This is a genomic window from Saccharospirillaceae bacterium (genome assembly GCA_022448365.1).
In the GTDB taxonomy this organism is placed as follows: domain Bacteria; phylum Pseudomonadota; class Gammaproteobacteria; order Pseudomonadales; family Oceanobacteraceae; genus Bacterioplanoides.
Genome location: JAKVCS010000025.1, coordinates 1 through 2638, shown reverse-complemented (window position 1 = coordinate 2638; position 2638 = coordinate 1). Strand labels below are relative to the sequence as shown.

Here is a 2638-nt window from a genome sequence, read left to right as displayed (position 1 = left end):
GCGATGCTGATGGTGCCGTCGTTGGTAAACGTGTCGTCGTTGTTGACCGTGCCAGCAGTGCCGAATACGCCGGTGGCCGCAACTGTAATCACACTGTCATTGGTCAGTGTGGCGCCTGCTTGGTTATCCAGGTCGCCGGCGACATTAAAGTCAGCGGATGTATTGTCGACCATGCCGCCACTTTCGTTTTCTAGCAACCCGCCGACGGCAATGTTAAATTCACCGGCGTTGGAAATTGCAGCGCCCGACGCGTTGATTATCGTGCCAGTGTTGTTTAGTGTCGCACCGTCGTAGTTGGATATGCCGTGGTCGTTGGTGAGTGTGCCGGAGTTGTCGAGCGTAGCGCCGTCTCGGTTGCTGAGTAGACCGGCATTGTTGAAGATGTTTTCGTTAGTGATCTGGTCTCGATTGTCTATGCCGAAAGTCTGGTTATTGTTTTCGACGGTGCCTTGGTTAATTAGCGTAGCCCGATTGTCTATGTAAGTGTTGTTGGTCAGCGTGGCACCGTTGTTATTGTTCAGCGTGGAATTGTTGTAGCTGTAGATTGTGCCGCTATTCACCAGGCTGCTGTTGTTTTGGAAGTCGCTTGAGCTGTAAAGAGTTAGCTCGTTTTCGTTCTGGAACGTGCCATTGTTGGTGATGATGGACTGATTGCTGTAATTGTACAGGCCACCGGCGGTGTCGATGTGCAGCAAGCCACCTGCGTCGATAGTGGTGTCGCCATAGTTAATAAAAGAAAAGTCAGTGTTTACTACGCCACCTGAATGGATCTGCAATAAAGCCGATGAGCTGCTTAGACTGCCGTTGTCGAAGGATTGATTGTTGTTGAGCGTGCCGCTGACATAGATATTTGCCTCATTGTCTGCCTCGGCTCCGCTCACGATATTCAGTACGCCGCCACTTTGAATAAGAATATCGCTGTTGTTGGTGAGCGCAGACCCGATGCGGGTATTGAACTCACCGCCACTGGCGATGCTGATGGTGCCGTCGTTGGTAAACGTGTCGTCGTTGTTGACCGTGCCAGCAGTGCCGAATACGCCGGTGGCGTTGTTATTGAACGTGCCGTTGTTGTTGAGAGTGCCAGCGTTGTCGACCCCATCATTGTTATCCAGCGTGCCGTTATTGTTTAAGGTGCCGTTAATGGTAAGCAGGTTGTCATTGGTGAGCGTGGTGGCAGCCGGGTTGGTGAGCGTTTCGCCCACATCAATTGTGGTGTCTGCCGGCGAAGCACCTGGCGGTAGTGCGCCAAGGCTGAGAAGCCCACCTAGAAAGAGTGAGAGAACAAATCTTTTCATCAGCTGACTTTCCTACGCATCCACTCCAGCGATCCCAGCCAGAAACAAGCAGTCGAAGGCGGCCGGCAAGGGCATGGCCGTCAATCAGCTAATAGTTACCGAGCAGATTTAGCCCAACTCTTCTTGTGGCCCACTGGCAGTGTTCATGGTAGGTGCCAAAACCGGCCAGGTCAGATTTCGCAAGTCGGAACAATGAAAACCGAATGCAACGAGCTGATGCTTAGCCAACGGAGCTGGTTCAGCCGTGCCGTCGCAGACCTAGGGCCATCAGGCCCAGAGCAAGCAGGAGACCTGTACTAGGTTCAGGAATAATCTCAAAACGGCTGGTGATCGCAGCGGAATCGCCTGGGCTAAGAATGAAGCCAAGGCCCAGGCCGATGGAGTTTGCCACATCGCTGGTCACTACGAGAGAGCTGACGTAGCTGTTGCTGATAACCGAACACCCCGCACCACCGCAGGTGGAGCTGGCCGTCGACAGGGGAAGCGAGTCGGGATTATTAGGATCCATGGTCAGAATGGAGCTCCCGTTCACTAGGCCATCGTAGACGGTCGACCCAGTAGCAGCATCGAAATAGAGGTGGCCGTCCCCATTAGAGTCAGTGGCCGTGACGCCCACTGAAGAGTTGATGACCCTGTCATAGGTGAAGTCAGGAATGCCCAGCAAGGTACTCACGTTGAACGTTTGGTCGGTGCTCGAAGTGTTGGTAACGTTAAGATTGCTGATCACATAGGGATCGACCTTGTACTTCATCTCCCAGGATTCGATCCGTGCGTTTTCAACGTAGGTTGGATCATCCAGTGTCCAGGTATAGAGTTCCACGAGATTACCGTGGTCATCATAAAAATAGCTAGATACACCTCGGCCGATGGACGCATTGTGGAGATCGGGCGGAGAAGAGCTTCCAGTAGTATCCAAGTAGATTTCAGGGTAGATCTCGATCGCCTCGGCTGGGATCGATGAAAGCAAGACCATCGCGCCAGCTACGAGCAACCAACTGGAATTTTTTACCCACAGCATTATCAAATCTCCCTGGTTGCCCAGCGCATTTGCAGCGACGAAGAGCACCCTGCCGCTACTATCCCCTCGCGACCATTTTAATCCTCACTATCCGTAAAGTCTACTTAAAAGATGCCATTTTCGCGAACATTGTTCCCGTTGCTGCCCTGTTTTTTCCATTATAAAAGTGTCGCGATTATAAAACGTTGCGTTTTCCCCAGTGTCTAGCGCTGCGAGGTTTTTCTCCATTTCCCGACCTAACTGATCTGATTTCTGAATTCCCATCGCCGGAATCTCGGTCCGCCAGGTGCCTTGGCCGGCTTCGACGTTCGTAGTGCGCGGCCCT

General features: G+C 52.5%; 3 protein-coding genes. All 3 read right to left on the bottom strand.

Annotation, left to right across the window (positions count from 1 at the left end):
- A partial coding sequence (locus MK185_17720; protein MCH2042469.1) for a hypothetical protein occupies nt 1-1295 on the bottom strand: 1295 nt, incomplete at its 3' end.
- A 238-nt stretch (nt 1296-1533) separates the two neighbouring features.
- Nucleotides 1534-2313 carry a PEP-CTERM sorting domain-containing protein gene (locus MK185_17715; protein MCH2042468.1) on the bottom strand — a complete coding sequence of 260 codons (780 nt, stop codon included), beginning with the start codon at nt 2311-2313 and terminating at the stop codon, nt 1534-1536.
- A gap of 87 nt (nt 2314-2400) precedes the next feature.
- The coding region (locus MK185_17710) for a hypothetical protein (protein ID MCH2042467.1) at nt 2401-2638 on the bottom strand (238 nt) is incomplete at its 5' end.

Bases quoted from the DNA above. Each gene is read 5' to 3' on its own strand.
- MK185_17715 (MCH2042468.1), bottom strand. From the start codon at position 2,313: ATGCTGTGGGTAAAAAATTCCAGTTGGTTGCTCGTAGCTGGCGCGATG.